Origin of the sequence: Iocasia fonsfrigidae (assembly GCF_017751145.1) — a bacterium.
Taxonomy (GTDB): domain Bacteria; phylum Bacillota; class Halanaerobiia; order Halanaerobiales; family DTU029; genus Iocasia; species Iocasia fonsfrigidae.
Genome location: NZ_CP046640.1, coordinates 2,944,211 through 2,962,997 on the forward strand (window position 1 = coordinate 2,944,211; position 18,787 = coordinate 2,962,997).

General features: G+C 35.9%; 15 protein-coding genes. 2 read left to right on the forward strand and 13 right to left on the reverse strand.

The genetic code is table 11. From position 1 onward, the window contains the following. Positions 1-136 precede the first annotated feature (136 nt). Together GM661_RS14155 and GM661_RS14160 are read left to right on the forward strand one after the other, a co-directional pair. The gene (locus GM661_RS14155) at positions 137-1,513 is read left to right on the forward strand and encodes a [Fe-Fe] hydrogenase large subunit C-terminal domain-containing protein (RefSeq protein WP_230867419.1); all 1,377 of its coding nucleotides are present in this window, start codon (positions 137-139) and stop codon (positions 1,511-1,513) included. A gap of 89 nt (positions 1,514-1,602) precedes the next feature. Further along, positions 1,603-2,967: an MATE family efflux transporter gene (locus GM661_RS14160; protein ID WP_230867420.1), complete on the forward strand. Its 1,365-nt coding sequence runs from the start codon at positions 1,603-1,605 to the stop codon at positions 2,965-2,967. A 68-nt stretch (positions 2,968-3,035) separates the two neighbouring features. On the opposite strand, the gene GM661_RS14165 is transcribed toward GM661_RS14160, so the two are convergent. From GM661_RS14165 to GM661_RS14225, 13 genes are all read right to left on the reverse strand, one after another. After that, on the reverse strand, positions 3,036-3,782 hold the full coding sequence (locus GM661_RS14165; RefSeq protein ID WP_230867421.1) for a TIGR03915 family putative DNA repair protein: 747 nt from the start codon (positions 3,780-3,782) through the stop codon (positions 3,036-3,038). Further along, the gene (locus GM661_RS14170; RefSeq protein WP_230867422.1) at positions 3,783-5,069 is read right to left on the reverse strand and encodes a putative DNA modification/repair radical SAM protein; all 1,287 of its coding nucleotides are present in this window, start codon (positions 5,067-5,069) and stop codon (positions 3,783-3,785) included. It lies immediately after the preceding gene. A gap of 198 nt (positions 5,070-5,267) precedes the next feature. Continuing rightward, positions 5,268-7,754 carry a CoA-disulfide reductase gene (locus tag GM661_RS14175; RefSeq protein ID WP_230867423.1) on the reverse strand — a complete coding sequence of 829 codons (2,487 nt, stop codon included), beginning with the start codon at positions 7,752-7,754 and terminating at the stop codon, positions 5,268-5,270. 15 nt (positions 7,755-7,769) lie between these two features. Further along, complete coding sequence (locus GM661_RS14180; protein ID WP_205739269.1) at positions 7,770-8,060, reverse strand: ArsR/SmtB family transcription factor; 291 nt, start codon at positions 8,058-8,060, stop codon at positions 7,770-7,772. A gap of 126 nt (positions 8,061-8,186) precedes the next feature. Next, positions 8,187-8,447 (reverse strand): hypothetical protein, encoded by a 261-nt coding sequence (locus GM661_RS14185; RefSeq protein ID WP_125991302.1) that lies wholly within the window; start codon positions 8,445-8,447, stop codon positions 8,187-8,189. A gap of 137 nt (positions 8,448-8,584) precedes the next feature. Further along, positions 8,585-10,030: an Asp-tRNA(Asn)/Glu-tRNA(Gln) amidotransferase subunit GatB gene (gene gatB, locus GM661_RS14190; protein WP_230867424.1), complete on the reverse strand. Its 1,446-nt coding sequence runs from the start codon at positions 10,028-10,030 to the stop codon at positions 8,585-8,587. After that, entirely contained in the window at positions 10,027-11,472 is a 1,446-nt protein-coding gene (gene gatA, locus GM661_RS14195) for an Asp-tRNA(Asn)/Glu-tRNA(Gln) amidotransferase subunit GatA (protein WP_230867425.1), read from the reverse strand. Before gatA ends, gatB begins: the two co-directional genes overlap by 4 nt. A 28-nt stretch (positions 11,473-11,500) precedes the next feature. Continuing rightward, on the reverse strand, positions 11,501-11,788 hold the full coding sequence (gatC, locus tag GM661_RS14200) for an Asp-tRNA(Asn)/Glu-tRNA(Gln) amidotransferase subunit GatC (RefSeq protein ID WP_230867426.1): 288 nt from the start codon (positions 11,786-11,788) through the stop codon (positions 11,501-11,503). A 41-nt stretch (positions 11,789-11,829) separates the two neighbouring features. Next, positions 11,830-13,803, reverse strand: coding sequence for an NAD-dependent DNA ligase LigA (ligA, locus tag GM661_RS14205; protein ID WP_230869804.1), 1,974 nt, complete (start codon positions 13,801-13,803; stop codon positions 11,830-11,832). A gap of 219 nt (positions 13,804-14,022) precedes the next feature. Continuing rightward, positions 14,023-15,099: a response regulator gene (locus GM661_RS14210; protein ID WP_230867427.1), complete on the reverse strand. Its 1,077-nt coding sequence runs from the start codon at positions 15,097-15,099 to the stop codon at positions 14,023-14,025. Then, positions 15,074-16,855, reverse strand: a complete 1,782-nt coding sequence (locus GM661_RS14215) for a sensor histidine kinase (protein ID WP_230867428.1) — start codon at positions 16,853-16,855, stop codon at positions 15,074-15,076. The genes GM661_RS14210 and GM661_RS14215 overlap by 26 nt, the downstream gene beginning before the upstream one ends. Before the next feature lie 31 nt (positions 16,856-16,886). Further along, a complete protein-coding gene (locus GM661_RS14220) occupies positions 16,887-17,786 on the reverse strand; it encodes a carbohydrate ABC transporter permease (RefSeq protein WP_230867429.1) in 900 nt (299 codons plus the stop codon). Positions 17,787-17,796: 10 nt separating this feature from the next. Then, positions 17,797-18,750, reverse strand: coding sequence for an ABC transporter permease (locus tag GM661_RS14225; RefSeq protein ID WP_230867430.1), 954 nt, complete (start codon positions 18,748-18,750; stop codon positions 17,797-17,799). Positions 18,751-18,787: the final 37 nt, after the last annotated feature.

Below are 18,787 nucleotides of genomic sequence, written 5' to 3' on the forward strand. Positions count from 1 at the left end.
TTTTAATTAATTATATCACAAATTCACCCAAATCATCAATCAACCCTTTTTATGAATTTAAATATCAAAATGGATAAATTTCATGAGAGTGAAAAAACTAAATTAACAGTACACTTTATATAGAAAGGGTAATATCATGTCAAAAAAATATAATAATTCTGAAGATAAAAGAAAGGCTATCTTCAGAGAATTAGTTAGACTTGCCTATGATAAAAGACTTAAAGAAAAAATCAATGAAATCCCCTACCGTTTCTCTAAAAATAAAACTGATCAAAATGAAATAGCTTCCCTGAAAAATAATATCTTAGTCGGTATGGGGCTGAACCCTACTGCTAAGTATGATACTGAAATGGCTGATAGCCTTGAGACTGCTTTTGAACTGGAAAGTATTAAAGAACCTATTGTAACAGTTAACAAAAACATCTGTGAAGAATGCCATGATAATTCCTGTACAGATATCTGTGTTAACAACACAGAAGAAGGGCTTTTAATTGATAGTGGAAGGTGTATCTCCTGTGGTAAATGCATTACCCACTGCCCTTCCAGAGCTATTGCTGACAAAATTGAATTTATTCCCATAGTAAAATACTTTGAAGAAGGGATCCCTGTTTACGCAAATGTCGCCCCAGCCATTGCCGGCCAATTCGGTGATCATGTAACAATGGGTATGCTACGTACTGCCCTTAAAAATATTGGTTTTACAGACATGGTTGAAGTGGCTCTTTTTGCCGATATATTAAGTCTAAGAGAGGCTGATGAATACAATAAACTGGTTAATCATCAGGATGACTTTTTAATAACCTCCTGCTGTTGCCCAGTATGGATTAACCTCCTAACTAAAAGCTACTCAGAACTAAATGATAGATTAACTAAAACCGTTTCACCAATGATTGCTTCAGGGAGATTTATCAAAACTATCTTTCCTGATGCTGTCACCGTCTTCATCGGCCCCTGTGTAGCCAAAAAAGCCGAAGCAAAGGTTCCAGAGTTAAAAGGTGCCATCGATTATGTGCTTACTTTTGATGAGCTTAAAGAAATATTTCAGGCTTTGACAATTGATTTAACTACTTTAGAAGAAGATAATAAAGAACAGTCTTCTTATGGTGGAAGGGTATATGCCAGGACAGGTGGTGTAAGTGAGGCAGTAAAAATAACAGTTGAGCGTATTAACCCGGATCGAAGATTAAAATTCAAAGCACGACAGGCAGATGGGGTTAAAGACTGTAAAAAACTCCTGGATGACATTATAAATGGTAATATTGAGGCAAACTTTATAGAAGGTATGGGTTGTAAGGGGGGATGTGTAGGGGGACCAAAACGAAATATTAATATTGATAAAGGCCGAATACAGGTGAACAAGTATGGGGAACAGGCAGTTATCAAAAATCCTATTGACAATATGAATATTGTTCATATCTTAAAATACATCAGTGGAGTGAGTAAAAAAGAAGAGAAAATAATCGATCAATTATCATATGACAATTTACTCCTCCGTGAATATGAAAAAGATTGACTTTTACGTGTTGACACAACTGATAATCTAATATATCATGAATATTATGTTGTCTTACATAAAAGTTGTGAAAATATGAGGTGAGTATTTTGCAATCAGCTAAAAAGTCGGACCGTCTGGGCCAGGAAGCAATTATACCCTTACTCTTTAGATTAGCTATACCATCAATTATTGCTATGTTTATTCAATCAATGTATAATGTAGTAGACAGTATTTATGTAGGGCGTTATAGTAAGGAAGCCCTAGCAGCACTCTCACTGGCCTACCCTGTTCAGCTTATCCTAATAGCTATTGCTGTAGGGACAGGTGTTGGTACCAGTACATATATATCACGTCAGTTAGGTCAAGGTAATAAAGATAACGCTGAAAATGCTGCTGAACACATTCTACACATAACAGCAGTCTACGGTATTATTGTTGCTTTATTTGGGTATTTTTTCTCTGACATATTAATGGCCTGGTTTACAGATGATCAACAACTTATCACTATGGGGACTGAATATATTAGAATTATATTAATCGGTGCGATAGCACTCTTTATCCCTATGATTGGTAATAATATTTTGCGTGGTGAAGGAAATACCTTCCTACCAATGATCACTATGCTGATCGGTTCTGTTATAAATATTGTACTTGACCCTTTTTTAATCTTTGGAATTGGCTTTTTCCCCAGAATGGGTGTTAGCGGGGCTGCCCTGGCAACAGTTTTTTCCAGGGTTATTAGTGGTTCTTTTCTATTATTTATTCTCTTTAGCAATAAAAATGAATTAAAGATAAATCTAAGAAAAATGGATTTCAACTTATCTATTATTAAATCCATATATATTGTTGGCCTACCAGCTATGGTTATGCAACTGTTAGCAAGTGCTATGCTGATTGCTATCAACAAATTCATCTTAGCCCCTCATTCCGATGTTGCTATTGCAGTGGGGGGAATCTATATCAGGTTACAATCCTTTGTATTTATGCCAGTCTTTGGTTTAAATCAGGGGTATATGCCTATCATGGGCTATAATTTTGGTCACAAAAACCCTGAACGCATGAAAAAAACCATGAAAGCAGCCTTTTTGATTGCTACTGCTTTTACCTTGCTGGGTTTTTTAATTTTTCAACTCTTCCCCAAACAACTGATAATGGCCTTTAGTGAAGATACTGATTTGATAACCATGGGTACAACAGCCTTAAAAAGAATCAGCCTGGCTTTTCCCATAATTGGCATTTCAATTATTATCTCTACTACCTTTCAGTCACTTGGTAGTGGTCTTCCTAGCCTTCTATTGTCGATTATAAGACAAATAATAATCCTACTACCTGTCATGTACTACTTAGGTCAATGGTTTGGCTTTAACAAGATCTGGTATGCCTTTCCCCTATCAGAATTCATTAGTTTAATTCTGGGAGCAGGTTGGCTGTATTTTAGATTAAAAAAAGTTTTCTCCTACCTTAGAGAGTGACAGGGGGACGACGTTTCGTTTGTCACATCCATGACAAACGAAACACTCCCTTATCATTACTTGTCATACTAGCTCTTTTCAATTAAATATTTCCAGTAACGCTCTGGCATAAACTGCCGTTGCAGCCTACTATTTTTCCTGTTTTCAATAGCAACACTATCAAAAAAGCCCCTCCATAACTCCTGATATTCTATCTCTTCAGCTGTTAACCTGCCTTGATCCAGTCTCTTTTTCAAATCAGTTAATACCCATTCCTGCTGATTATAGATAACTGCTTTTTCACGTTTGAGGTCATGGATAATCCAGTTTTGATCAACCAGCCTTTTGGCAAAATGTGGTGCCATTAAGGTAATAACATTATGATCCGGTTCAAAAGGGGCATAATATATATCTCCTGCTATCTTTCTAAAACGCAACAACCCTAGTAGACGGTGGCGTTCACCACTTACTTTATTGTAAATTTTATTTAATTTTAATACCAGCTTATTACTTAAATGGCCGTCTATTTTCTTTCCAATAGTAAATCCCATTCTTAAATACCGGTAGATTTTCATCTCAATATCATCTAATTCAGATAAGTAGGCATAATAAATCTTTTGTAATGACCTATTTGATATTTTCTTTTTAACTGCTTGATAAACACGGTCAAATTTCTTCATATCTGTTTTTATTATTACCTTTTCAGCAAATAATGCTGGCTGATATTTATTGGAACTGATAATGTAATTCGGTTTATGTTCATAGTAATAAGCCTGATAAATAGCAGTCATTAGTCCAGGAAAACTGCCATCATATAGATAATAATAAAGAGGCATCTATTCACCACTCTCCAGAAAGGCCAGGGATCTGGTCTCTTTCCCGACCGGCTCCTGAAATAGTGATAATTGCTCTCCAGTTTCACTTTTTCCATTTATAAGTCTTGATTTGATCAGGTCTTCCCTAATCGGTATACCACCATAATATTTCCCTTTACAGGTAATAAAGTACCTTGCCCTTTTTAAGACTGTTCCAAAGTTCTTTAAATCATCATAATCAATACTGCCTGTCTTCCGGGCAGACATAATTCGGCGGGCAGATTTCACCCCTAAACCAGGAATTCTAAGTAATTGTTGATAACTGGCTGTATTGATCTCCAGGGGAAATACTTCTAAATGATTCAAAGCCCAATTGGCCTTAGGATCAAGGTCAGCATCAAAATTAGGATTCTTATTATCAAGGAGTTCTTCAGCATTAAACCCATAAAACCTTAACAACCAGTCAGCCTGATATAATCTGTGTTCACGTAATAATGGCGGGTTTTTTATAGCAGGTAATGTTGGGGTATTATTTACCGGAACATAGGCAGAATAATAAACCCTTTTCATGCTCAACTTATTATATAAACCTTCTGATAACTTTAAAATATGAAAATCAGATTCTGGACTGGCCCCAACAATCAACTGGGTACTCTGCCCGGCTGGCACAAATTTGAGCACTTTCTTTTTAGAATTTTTCTCTTCCTTATTATTTTTAATCATTGTACCAATTTCTCTCATTGGTTCTATAATAGCATTCATTTCTTTCTGGGGGGCCAGTAATTTTAAACTTTTTTGTGATGGGAGTTCGATATTAACACTCATTCTATCCGCATATCTGCCTGCTGCCAATATTAGTGAATAATCAGCACCTGGTATTGCCTTAAGGTGTATATAACCGTTAAACTTAAATTCTTCGCGTAATTTGCGTACAGTCTGCAAGAGTAATTCCATGGTATAATCTGGACTCTTAATCACAGCAGAACTTAAAAACAGGCCTTCTATGTAATTCCTGCGATAAAAATTAACTGTTAAATTAACAACTTCATCAGGTGTAAAAGCAGCCCTCGGCAGGTCATTTGAAGAACGGTTAACACAATATTCACAGTCATAGATACAGTAGTTAGTAAAAAGTATCTTCAATAGTGAGATACACCGTCCATCATCTGACCAGCTGTGACAGATACCACTAACAGCTGCATTCCCGATTCCACCAGGGGTATTACGTCGTTTACTCCCACTGGAAGAACAAGAAACATCATATTTAGCTGCAGCTGATAGGATATTTAGTTTATCTAATAAATCCATCACAAACTCTCCCTTACCTTATAATTAATCAAACAGTTATTTGCTTATTTTTAATTATAGCATACACACGTTCCTGCTGCAAGAAAATCAAAACACACCCTTTCCAATAAACTAAATAATAAAGTAACTATAGTGACAGACAACATTTCTTTTAAAAAACCCCCAAGGATATTTTCCCTGGGAGTTTTATATACAGTATTAAATAAAAAGACTCATATTTGCTTCATCAGATTCACCTAAGAAAGTAGCTACACCACCAACCTCTACTCCATCAATAAGCTCTTCCTTTTTTATCCCCATAACATCCATTGACATCTGGCAAGCTACCATTTTAACACCATTTGCTTTAGCTTGACCTATCAAGTCTTCAAGGGAATCAACACCCTTTTCCTTCATTACACGCCTAATCATTTGAGCCCCAAAACCAAACATATTCATATTGGAAAGGGGTAGTTTATTGCTACCTCGGGGCATCATCTTGCCAAACATCTTATCCATAAAACTCTTATTAACATCAACCCGCTGATCTTTTCTTAAAATGTTTAAACCCCAGAAAGTAAAAAACATTGTAATCTCATTACCCATAGCAGCAGCCCCATTAGCAATTATAAAAGAAGCAATAGCCCTATCTAGTTCACCACTAAAAACAACCATGGTCTTTTTCTTTTTAGGCTGTTGTTTATTAGCCATAGTCTCTGTCTCATCTAAACCCTTCATAATAGAAACCATATATTTACCATTTTCTTCTTTACTTTCCATTAGCCTATTACCAGTGTTTTTACACCAGGCAGCAATATCATGAGAAAAACCAGCATCAGTAGCAGTAACTTCTAGAATGTCGCCCTCGTCAAGGGTTTCTATCATCTGATAGACCTGCATGATTGGACCGGGACACTGCAAGCCACAGGCATCAAGTTCTACTGTCTGGCCTGCCTTTTTTTGCAAAACTTTCTCCCCTACTATTTTTCCTTCTTCAGGATTAGAAGCAGAGTATACCTCTTCTTGACCTGGTTCTTCAGCAAGCTCTTTATTATTCATCTCTACAGCACTATAAAGTTTATAACCACCTACCAGGTTTTTAACCTTATTAAAACCATGTTGTAGTAAAATACGACAGGCAATATATCCCCTGAGTCCTACAGCACAATACACAACAACCTCCTTATTCTTATCTAGCTCATCAAGCCTATCCCGTAGACTATTTACTGGAATATGGATAGCACCCTCTATCATTCCCAGCTGTACCTCTACATCTTCTCGTACATCAAGTAATATTACATTATCATCCAGCTTATCTATTTCATGATATTGAATAGGTTCTACTATATTTTTCAGAATATTACCAGCAGCAAAACCAGCCATATTAACTGGATCTTTAGCAGAACCATATGGTGGGGCATAGGCCAGTTCTAATTCCTGTAGATCAAATACAGTAAGACCATGTCTAACCGCTGTTGCCAGTATATCTATTCTTTTATCAACACCATCATGCCCAATAATCTGTGCCCCCAGTAATTTACCCTCTTGAGCGGTAAAGATTATTTTAATAAACATAGGACTGGCCCCTGGATAATAACCAGCATGATTATTAGAATTTGTATAGGAAACCTGATATGCTAGATCATCCTCTTTTAATAATTTCTCATTATTTCCAGTAGTAGCAACAGTCATCTCAAATACCTTGGCAATTGATGTAGCCTGGGTCGCCCGATATTTTTCTTTATTACCATGAGTAATATTATTAGCAGTTATCCTTCCCTGTTTATTGGCCGGACCGGCCAGTGGTAAAAGGGATGGTTTACCACTAATCAGATTATTCACCTCAATTGCATCACCAAGGGCATATATATTCTCAGCAGAAGTCTGTAAATACTCATTTACCTTAATACCGCCAGTAGGTCCTAATGCCAGTTCAGCCCCTTCTGCTAACTCTACATTTGGTCTGACCCCAATTGACATAATAACCATGTCTGTGGCTATCTCTTGACCACTTTCTAGTACAACATTAGTATTACCATTTCTATTTTTAACTGCTTTAATACCATCTTTTAAATACAGTTTAATTCCTTTCATTCTGAGGTGATTATGAACCATAGCAGCCATTTCATAGTCTAAAGGACTGAGAACCTGGTCTAACATCTCCACCAGAGATACCTCTAATCCCCTTTCCTGAAGATTTTCTGCCATTTCAATACCAATATAACCCCCGCCAACTACTACAGCTTTTTTAGGGGCTTTAGATTTTAAATAGTCATTTATTCTATCAGTATCTGGTATGTTTCTCAAGGTAAAAACATTATTACTATCAATACCTTCAATTGCTGGTTTAAATGGTTCAGCACCAGGTGAAAGAACCAGATAATCATAACTTTCAGTAAAAGTCTGGTCATTTTTTAAATCTTTTACTAAAACTTCTTTCTTTTCCTTATCAATAGACTTAACTTCATGCTTTACTTTAACACTTATATTAAAACGGGCTTCCATTGCCTCTGGTGTCTGTACTAGTAATCTTTCTCTATCTTTAATAACTCCACCAATATGATAGGGCAGACCACAGTTGGCAAAGGATATATGGTCTCCTCTTTCATAAATAACAATATCTGCCTCTTCGTCAAGTCTTCTCAAACGAGCAGCTGTACTAGCACCCCCTGCAACACCACCAACAATAACAACCTTCTTGACCATTATAACTCCTCCTTATTAATAATCAAATAGAGTCTGAATAACCCTGCGTGCTTCCTCATTAATTACATAATAATTAACATTAAGTCCATCCCTTTCTCCCTTTAATATACCCATATCTTTTAGTTTGATTAGGTGTTGTGAGAGAGTGGATTGAGGTATATCAAGACAATACTGTATCTTGGAAACATTACAACCTTCTTCCTTAATTAACCCCTTAACAATACACAGCCTTATTGGATGAGATAAGGCCTTAAAGAGCCTGGCACCCTCCTTAATCTGCTCCATTTCATCTGTTATATTCTTCACTAAACTACACATCCTTTGTGAAATTAATATTTATCTTTATATTTATATATTAAGATATTGTGATATAAATGTCAAGTATAATCTTTATATTTCTGTAATATTTTTTACAAATACTTAATAATATCCCTAGTCATCGAAACGTATTTCCATCTTTTTAACCTTGACCCGATAAACCTCTGTTAGCTCCTGCTGCAATTTATCAATCTCCCCATCTTCTCCACACAAATGCAGAATAATCAAACCCTCTTCTGCACACTCCCCGGTCTGATGCAAACCTATCCTACTACTGATGATACAACCGTATTTAGTGAGAATCTCCTGTACAGTTGGAGCTGCATCTGTCCTTTTATCAAGTAGAACTGCCATTATTGTTGAACAATTAGTCATAACTAATCACCCCTATTTTTAATTAATGTATATTCCTTTAGTATAAACTAAAGCCAATAAATTATACCAAAAGGACCATTAACCCCGGGGGAATCAACAGTCCTTCTCATTTATACTTATTCTACAGCAAAACAACACTAATCCATCAATTTGTCCCGTAACAACTGATTAACCATACCAGGATTGGCCTTGCCCCTGGTCTCCTTCATAACCTGTCCGACAAGAAAACCAATGGCTTTACCCTTACCACTCTTAATATCTTCGACAGCCTCAGGGTTATCACTGATAACCTGATCAACTATCTCTTCAATCTTACTCTCATCACTGATCTGTTTTAGACCCTTTTCCTCAACAATAGTTTCAGGGTCTTTTCCAGTCTTGAACATCTCTTTAAAAACAGTCTTGGCAATCTTACTGCTGATAGTACCAGCATCCATCAACTGCAGCATCTTACCCAGCAATTCACCACTTAATTTGCTCTCTTCAACTGCTATATTCTCCTCTTTCACCAAACGGAGAAAATCTCCCATAATCCAGTTGCTTACCCCTTTGGGGTCATCATAGGCCGTTACCCCTTCCTCAAAAAGCTCAGCCAGGGCTTTAGTATCTGTAAGTACTTCAGCATCATACTGAGGGAGGCCATATGCTGTCACAAAGCGTTTCATCTTTTCAACCGGAAGTTCAGGTAAACTATCAGACAGTTCTTTAACCCACTCTTTATCTACTTCCATGGGGACAAGGTCAGGTTCAGGGAAATATCGGTAATCATGAGCCTCCTCTTTTCCCCTCATAGAAATAGTTTTATTTAGACTATCATCCCAGGTCCTGGTCTCCTGAACTACTTCATCACCACGTCCAAGAACTATCTTCTGCCTTTCTACTTCATATTCCAGGGCCTTCTCAACTGCCTTAAAGGAATTCATATTTTTAAGCTCCGCTTTAGTACCAAACTCTTTTTGACCTACCGGTCTAATAGAAACATTGGCATCACAGCGGAGTGAACCCTCTTCCATATTACAATCAGACACCTCTAAATACTCAAGTACCTTTTTTAACTGGGTCAGATATGCCCTGGCCTCAGCAGGTGTCCTCATATCTGGTTCACTTACAATCTCAATTAAAGGGACACCTGTCCGGTTATAATCTACCAGACTCCCTGTTGATTTATCAATACTACCTTCATGTATTAATTTACCGGCATCTTCCTCCATATGTATCCGGGTAATACCTATCTCTTTCTTCCCTTCTTCTGTCTCAATCTCTATAGAGCCATGTTCACAGATAGGGAGATCAAACTGAGAGATCTGATATGCCTTGGGCAGGTCAGGATAAAAGTAGTTCTTTCGATCAAACTTACTGTATTCACTTATTTCACAATTCAAAGCCAGACCAGCCATAATAGCATACTCCAGTACTTTTTTATTCAGAACAGGTAAAGTGCCGGGTAATCCCAAACATACAGGACAGACATGGGTATTAGGAGCAGCCCCGAACTCAGTACTACAATCACAGAATATCTTTGACTCAGTAGCTAACTGGGCATGAACCTCTAAACCAATAACTACCTCATATTCTACACTCATTTTGACACCTCCACTTTTGCCCTCTTATCCTTTATATTTAACAACTGTTCCAGTGTATAGGCAGCCTGTAATATCTTACCCTCTCCAAAATGCGGCCCCATTATCTGTAAACCAATAGGCAAACCTGCACTATCAAATCCAGAAGGTAGGGAAATAGCAGGTATTCCTGCTATATTAATAGGCACAGTAAAGATATCCATCTGGTACATTTCCAGAGGATCACTCATCTCACCTAGTTTAAAAGCAGTTGTTGGGGTGGTTGGCGAAATAAGCAGGTCATATTCTTTAAATAATTTATCAAAATCTTCCTTGATGAGTGTTCTCACTTTCTGGGCCTTTAAGTAATAAGCATCATAATAACCAGAACTCAGCACATAGGTCCCCAGCATAATTCTCCTTTTAACCTCATCACCAAACCCCTGATTCCTGGTAGTAGTAAACATTTCACTTACATTACTGGCCTGTTCACTGCGAAATCCATATCTAACCCCATCATATCTGGCCAGGTTTGAACTGGCTTCAGCAGGAGCAATTATATAATAAGCAGCCAGAGCATATTCAGCACTGGGAAGACTAACCTCCTCAACAATGGCACCGGCTTCTTCCATTTTTTTAACAGCAGTTAAGACACTCTCTTTAACCTCAGAATTAATCTCTAATGAAAAATACTCTTCAGGCAGACCTATTTTTAATCCTTTAACATCCTCTTTAATAAACTCAGTATAATCCGGTTTATCAATCTTAACTGATGTTGAATCCATAGGGTCATGTCCTGTTATGGCATTAAGTAAAATAGCTGAATCCTTTACATCCTTAGTAATTGGGCCGATCTGATCAAGTGAAGAAGCAAAAGCTACTAAACCATAACGCGAAACATTACCATAAGTAGGTTTTAAACCAACAACCCCACAATAGGCAGCCGGCTGGCGGATCGAACCACCTGTATCAGACCCTAAAGCCCCTGCTGCTTCTCCAGCAGCAACTGCAGCAGCTGACCCACCACTGGACCCGCCTGGTGCATGGTCAAGATTCCAGGGGTTATGTGTCTTAAAAAAACCGGAGTTTTCAGTAGAAGAACCCATAGCAAACTCATCCATATTGGCTTTACCAAGCATTATAGCTCCAGCCTCTTTTAGTTTTTTAACAACTGTAGCATCATATGGTGGTCGATAGTTATTAAGAATATTTGAAGAACAAGTAGTCTTAATCCCCTCTGTAGACATATTATCTTTAATTGCCAGTGGAATACCAGCCAGTGAACCAGTAAGATCCTCCCCTGCTCTTTGATAAGCCTCATCCCTGGTCAGGCTGACATATGCCCTAACACTATCATCCACCTGGTCTATTCTCTCATAGAAAGTGTTTAATACCTCAGTAACTGAAATCTCTTGATCAACCAGTCTTTCCTTTAATTCGTGAATCGTTAAATCATATAACTCCAAATTAATAACCTCCTTTACTTATCACAACTTATTCACTAATAATTGGTGGCACCCTGAACTGACCATCCTTTTTATCCGGGGCGTTTGCTAAAGCCTTATCCCGCTCAATTGATGGTTCTGCCTTATCTTCCCTAAAGACATTTTTCATGGGCACAGTATAGGCAGTAGGGACAACACCATCCGTATCAAGTTCATTTAACTTTTCTACATATTCCAGAATATCACCAAGTTGTTTGGCAAAGACATCTTTGTCAGCTTCATCAACCTTCAGATTGGCTAAGTTGGCAATATACTCTACATCCTTCTTGCTAATCATCTAATTCACCCTCTCCTGATTATTTATACTAAATTTATTACTTATAATCCTAATAATTCATCAAATCCCTCTTCATTTAATATTTCAACCCCCAGCTCGCTGGCCTTCTCAAATTTAGAACCAGGGTTATCTCCTACCACCAGGTAATCCGTATTTTTACTGAGACTTGAAGTAACTTTACCCCCGGCAGATAAAACCAGTTCTTTAGCCTCATTACGGGTATATTTCTCTAGACCGCCGGTAAAAACAAATTTCTTATCCTGTAAGGGTTTTTCTTGGTTATCTACTACCTTTTTTTCTTCCATTTTAACACCAGCAGCCCTTAATTTGTCAATAACCCGCTGGTTCCTTATTTCTTTAAAGAAATAGACAATACTCGCAGCAATTACCGGACCTATTTCATCTATTTGCTCTAGCTCCTCCTGAGTAGCCCGGGATAAATTGCTAATCGAATGATAATGCTCGGTAAGAACCCTTCCAACACCTGCTCCAACATGCCTGATACCCAGAGCAAAGATTAATCTATGTAAAGACCTCTGCTTACTCATTTGAATGGCCTCAATTACATTAGCAGCTGACTTTTCACCAATTCTGTCCAGGGGTAATAGCATATCTTTATTGAGACCATAAAGGTCAGCATAATCCTCTATTAAATCCCTGTCCAACAACTGGTCTATCAAGGCCGGACCAACCCCATCTATATTCATAGCATTACGTGAAACAAAGTGAATAATACCCTCTCTCCGTTGTGCTGGACAACTGGTTACATTAGTACACCTGTGAACTGCCTCATCACCTTCACGGGCTACCTCTCCACCACATACAGGACAACTGTCAGGCATTTGAAATATTCGCTCACTACCATTCCTCTTATTTTTAATGACTTTAACAACCTTGGGAATCACATCACCAGCTTTTTTAATTAATACATGGTCACCTATTCTAATATCTTTCCTCTTTATTTCATCTTCATTATGTAATGTAGCCCTACTAACTGTTGAACCAGCTATTTCCACTGCTTGAAGAAGTGCTGTCGGGGTCAAAGCCCCTGTCCTTCCCACTGAAATAATAATGTCTTTAATAACCGTTGTTTTTAACTGGGCAGGAAATTTAAAGGCTATTGCCCAGCGCGGGCTCTTTGCTGTAGAACCAAGTTCTTGCCGTAAGGCCAGATTATTCACCTTAATAACAATCCCATCAATCTCAAAGGGAAGTTTATCCCTTTCTTCGGTCCACTGCTTACATAATTCTATTACCTCATCTATATTATCACATTTTTGGTGCCAGTTCACCTTAAAACCCTGTTCTATCAAAAAATTAAGGGCCTGTGAATGGGTATCTATCCCTTCAAGGTCATAACTAAGCAGATCATAAACCAGTATAGACAGTGAGCGTTCAGCTGCAATACGGGGGTCTAACTGTCTGATAGACCCGGCAGCCGCATTTCGCGGGTTAGCAAAAGGCTCCTCATCCCTATCCAGACGTTGTTCATTTATCTTCTCAAAATCACCCTTAGCAATGTAAACCTCGCCTCTGAGCTCCAGGTTAACATCCTTTTTAAGTCTGAGAGGTAGACTCCGGATGGTTCGAATATTTTCTGTTACATCTTCACCAATAATTCCATTCCCTCTGGTAGCCCCCTGTACATAACGTCCTCTTTCATAAGTTAATATTGCTGAAAGACCATCAATTTTATGTTCAACAATGAATTCAATCTCCCTAGTCCCGGCCAGTTTATAAACCCTATTAGCAAAATCCCTCAATTCACCATCATTAAAAGCATTACTAAGGCTTAACATCGGTGTACTATGTTCCACTTTAGCAAAACTCTCTAAGGGTTCACCACCAACCCGCTGAGTCGGTGAGTCTACTGTAATCAGCTCAGGGTTCTCCTTTTCGAGTCTTTCCAATTTTTTCATTAATTGATCATATTCAGCATCAGAAATCTCAGGTGAATCAAGGACATAATAGCGGTATTCATGATACCTGATCTCTTCACGCAAATTATTAATCATAGCTATAATATCATCTTTAGCCAAAAAATTACACCTCCAGATCAGGAGTTGATATCCTATCTAAAACAAGTTTTATTTATTTCCAATTTAATATTAATTATACGTTTATTAAAATATAAAGTCAAATAAATAACCCAGTGAATACCGGGATGTCAGAGAAAAATATAAAAACACAACCCCACTGTATTTTTAAAACACAGTGGGGAGGGGGATCTGAATCTACCTATGTCTATTTTTATATTCCATGGGGGTGCAATCTACCTTTTCTTTAAATTTAATAATAAAGTAATCTGAGTTTTTATACCCGACTTTCTCGGCAACCTGATATACATGTAAATTAGTATCTCTCAATAGTTTTTTAGCATTATTTAATCTAATTTCACTTAAATACTCAGAAAAATTTAATCCATTTTCTTTTTTAAATAATTGACCTAGATATGCAGGGTTGATATAGAATTTTTTTGCTATCCCTTTTAATTTAATTTCCTTAAAATAATTGTCCTTTATATACTGTTTAACCTTATTAATAATACTACATGATTGTTTCAACTCACTAATAAACTGAGCTACCTCAAAAGAAAATTCCCTTAGCTCATTTTCTAATTGTATTAAATTATAAGCAGAAATGTCTGTATTAAATATATTGTATTTTTTAACAATACTCTCAATAGAACCACCCATATTAGTAATAATTTTAGATATTTCAAGCAAATAATTAGCTAAATATATTTTAATTATTCTTGGATGTAAATATACCTGATTAAAATCATTAAACATATTCTTAATTGTTTTTTTGATCCTTAATTTTTGATTATCACAGATTACATTTACCAATACACCAAATTCCTCTATTTCATTAAATTCTTCACTAAATTCTTCAACCTGTCTATTATAAAAAAATTCAAATCTATTTTTCTGTGATAATTTCTCTGCTAGTATTTCTACAATATCTATTAACTCTTCCTCATCAATAGGTTTTAATAGATATCTGGAGACATTATATTTAATAGCTTCTTTAGCATAAGCAAACTCATCATAACCACTTAAGATAATAAAAGACATATTCTTATCATACATACTTTTCCTAATATATTTAATTAAACCAAGTCCATCCAATCCAGGCATTTTGATATCAGTAATAATCAAATCTGGATAAGTAGACTTCATCTTTTCTATAGCATCTTTTCCATTTCTGGCTACAGAACAGACAATAAAATTATACTTCTGCCAGTTAATTATATTACGCAAACCATTACGAATATTTGGTTCATCATCTACAATCATAACCCTGTACATCTTTAACCCCCATTGGAATAATTAATTTAACCATAGTTCCAATACCTTCCTTACTTTCAATATGCAAAACAAAATCATCACCATAATATAGATTTAATCTCTGATAAATATTATTAATACCAATGTTATTCACTTGTATATCTTCATTTTTTATATGCTTTAAGATAAAATTCAACTTATCCTTCTTGATGCCTATACCATTATCTCTAACAATACAAATTAATTTATCTCCAGATATATCGATTTTAACATAAACTTCACCAGGGTCTTCACTACCCTCAACACCATAAATACAGGCATTTTCAACAAAGGGCTGTATAATTAGTTTAGGTATTTTTATGTCCAGTGTTTCAGGTTCAATATCCAGAATATACTCAAATTCATCCCCAAAACGGTATTTTTGTATCTTTAAAAAATCCTTTATATAAGCAAGTTCTTCTTGAACATCTATCCATTCCTGCCGAAAACTTATCATTCTACGCAGTGAACGAGCTAAATATTTAATTATTTTGCCAGTTTCTATTTCCCTTTTATCTATTGATTTCATTCGAATTGATTCCAGGGTATTAAATAAATAATGAGGGTTTATTTGACTCTGTAAGGCATTTATCTCTGCCTGTTTCTTTTCTAATTTAATATGTGACTGTTCCAACCTGGCCTCATAGACATCTGTAATTAATGTCTTTATCTTGCTAACCATTATATTATAGGCCCTGATTAGACTACCTATCTCGTCTCTACCCTGTAAGCCTGTATATGGTTTATTAAAATCCTGCTCCAAATTACTTACATGTTCTGACAGGGCATTTAATCTTAGATAAAAAGAACGGTAAATGAAAAATATAATCAATGAAGACAGTAAAAGGCTTAATAAAGTAAGAAGAATAATGTTATTTCTCGGCCTCACCAGGGCCCTTTTTATACTATCAACATCTAGTACATTAATAAGCATCCAGTTTAAAGAGCCATTTATTTTTTTCTGAATAATGTGTTTATTATATTCAAACCCCTGGCCATTTACAGCTGTTTCTAAGAAGACGGTATGCACATTGCTAGCTATATTATTGGAAAATAGTATACTGCCACTAGCATCAAATATAAAAACATTTTTTTTATTTGTTTCTGAATTTATAATCTTAATAATATTTTCTGCGTACAAATCAATCCTAATAACCTTTAGATAACGGTCTATACCCTGAAATTCATTTAAAACCCTTATAATTGATATAGGAGTGATGATAGTACCATCTGATTTTTTCTTGCTCTCTCCATAAATTATATGGAGTCTTTCAGGTGATTTAATAATATTTTCAAGCCATTCTTCATCAAGATAATCCATTCTATAGATAGAACCAGAATTTAAAACACTTGGATTATCTGTATAAACTATCATTTTATTTATCTGCTGATAAGCCTCACCATTTAAATAGATATAAGGTTTAAAATAATCGAAATATGTCTCTACATAATCCAAATTAGTTTCATAACCTTTATCCAGCATTTCATATAGTTTTTGATCTAAAGAAATCTTATCAGAAAGACTTATTATAAAATCAAAGTCATTTTCAATTTTAGTAACTATACGTTGAGTGGATAGTCTGTAATAATTTTTATTAATTTCTTTAACATTGGCAACCATATTATTGTAAAAAATTAGATTAATTACAATAATGGGTGCTACCACACACACTATATAGATGAAAATTAGTTTGTATTTAACTTTAACATCATTTAATAGATTACTATAATTACCCATTAGCTAACACCCATTTTAAATAAAATAGACCTTACTCCTTGACACCGCCAAGTGTTAAACCATGAACAAAATATTTCTGTAAAAAGGGATAAATAACTGCAATTGGTACAGTAACAATTATGGTCATAGTCGCCCTGATAGCCCTTGGTGTAATTTGACTTCCAGCTGCAGCCTGTGACATAGCCTGTTCCATTGAGCCGGACATAGACTGGGCACTGGCCAGTACTTTCTGCAGTTCATATGCCAGGGTACTTAAGGCAGGATTTGATGAATTATATAAAAATACATCCCACCAGGCATTCCAGTGATAAACAGCTGTAAAAATTGCTATAGTAGCCAGTACTGGTTTACATAAAGGCAGAATAATCCTTAAAAATATAGTTAATTCGCTGGCTCCATCAATCTTGGCTGATTCAACAAGACTTTCAGGTAAATCATGTATATATGTCCTAATAATTATTAAATTGAAGGCGTGTACTAGACCAGGTAAAACATAAACCCAAAAATTATTAGTCAAGCCCAGTTTTTGATACAGAAAATAAGTCGGTATTAACCCTCCGCTAACATACATAGTCAAAACATAGATAAAGGAAATAAATTTCCTTAAGACAAAGTCTTTTCTACTAACAACATAGGCTAACATTGCAGTAAAGAAAGTACCAAACACTGTGACCAATAGTGTACGGGCTACAGATATCCACGCTGCATGAAAGGTTTGTGTCCTGGTTAACATTGTCTTATAATTAAAGGTAGTAAATTTACGCGGCCAGAGATAAATTCCCCCTTTAATACTATCTAAACCATCATTAAAGGAAACAGCCAGGGTATGCAAAAACGGATAAAGAGTTACTACAATTAGAAAAAAGAGTGATAGGTAAATAAATGTATCTAATAAGATATCTTCCAGTTTTCTTTTTGGTTTTAACAGCATATTATCCCCCCTATATTAATCTTTCTTCACCCATCTGCTTAGCGACATGATTGGCACCAAATACCAGAACAAGACTCACAACACTTCTAAAAATTCCAACAGCTGTTGCAAACGAATATCTCATCATTTTTAAACCGTAGTCCAACTCAAATATTGTAAAAATCCTTGAATACTCTATAACCCTACCATTACTTAATAAATATATTTGTTCAAAACCAACATTCATTAACTGACCAATATTCATAATAAAAAGAATAATGATTACAGGCTTAATACCAGGTAAAGTTATATACCAGATTCTCTGCAGCCTACTGGCCCCATCTATAGTAGCCGCTTCATATAAACTAGGACTAATCGAAGTCATAGAAGCCAGATATAAAATAGCACCAAAACCCACTGTTTTCCACACATGAGAGGCACCAACAACCCACCAGAATAATTTAGGGATACCCATAAACATAATAGGTTTATCAATAATATGAAGATTCAATAATATCTCATTTATAATTCCGCCATCTGTGGAAAGAATATTCATAACCAGATTAGCCCCAACTACCCAGGATATAAAATGTGGTAAATAGGAAATAGTCTGAGTGAATTTCTTAAAAAGAAGGTTTCTCACTTCATTTAACATTAGTGCTAATAAAATAGAAAAAAACATCCCAAATACAAGCTTAATGATACTCATAGCCAGGGTATTTCTCAATATCTGATAAAATATAGGGTCTTCAAATAGCATCCTGAAGTTCTCTAACCCAACCCAGGTCTGTTCTAAAATCCCCTTGGCTGGCCAGTAATTCTGAAAGGCTATAATCCAACCCCAGATAGGGATATATTTAAAAATAATGACATAAATAATAAAGGGTAATGACATAAAAACTAAGGCCCGTTGTTTCCATATTTTCTTCCAGAAACTATCTTTATCTAGTAGATTTGCTGTATTTAATGAAAGATTACTATTCACAATTCTTCAACTCCCTAGTAAATAATTTAGAAAGAGG